2 pseudogenes are annotated in these 864 nt (G+C 34.1%); one reads left to right on the top strand and one right to left on the bottom strand.

The features are described from left to right. Nucleotides 1-199: pseudogene (locus tag AC1DJR_RS31770) on the top strand (recombinase family protein); the annotation flags it as partial. A gap of 147 nt (nucleotides 200-346) precedes the next feature. On the opposite strand, the pseudogene AC1DJR_RS31765 reads toward AC1DJR_RS31770, so the two are convergent. After that, a pseudogene (locus AC1DJR_RS31765) lies at nucleotides 347-864 on the bottom strand (ABC transporter permease); the annotation flags it as partial.

The following is an 864-nucleotide window of genomic DNA, read 5'->3' as shown; positions in this document are numbered from 1 at the left end:
AGCTAAATCTCAAAGAAAACACTTAGGACGTCCTCAGGTGAACCTTTCGGCCTTAAGCAAACAACAAATAAATATAATAGAAGAAACTCATTCAAAATGGAAGAGTGGAGAAATAACAGCTGTTATGTTTATCGAAATGTTAGAACTAAAGAAAAACACGTTTTATAAAATAATGAAGGAATATGAAGAAGCAAAGTAGTGCCTTTCCTATAAGAAATGCTACTTTACCCCTGGTTATAAGAACGCTGGTACTTCCCCTTTATGTGAGGACTTAACTGACTCCTGATGATTTGAAATTTTCATATCAAAAAATACCGAGCACCCTCTGCTCGGTATTTTCTAGTTCTTAGTCCTCTTTCGGAAGAACAATTCCTTTATACAATTGAACTGTAATGAAGTAGTAAATCGCGTAAATGACTACGAAAATAACAATCGGAAGCCAAATACGGAAGTACGGATCAATTATAAAACGTTCAAAGATGTTCATACCTACTAATACGTGAGCGATACCCACAATTGCTGGGAATAGGAACACTAAGAATAACTCTTTATAAATAGACTTCGTTAATAATTCACGGCGAACACCGATTTTACGAAGCATTTGGTAACGCGTAATATCTTTTGATGCACCAGAGAGAATTTTAAACATTAAACAACTTGCCATCATCGCTAAAAAAGCAATTCCTAAGAAGAAGCCCATGAATACCGTTCCGCTGGCAAAGCCATAAAACATACTATAACCTGCATATTTACTATTAAGCATTTCAGCTTTTATATTTTTATATTTAGCTAGTTGCAACTCGTCAATTTTTTTCCATTCTTTTTGGTATGTTAAGAAATTATCTACTTTTCCAAGTAATGCAA

The organism is Bacillus sp. 05T31 (assembly GCF_056396725.1).
The sequence above is the reverse complement of the archived record's forward strand: the minus strand, read 5'-3'. Positions and strand labels throughout refer to the sequence as shown.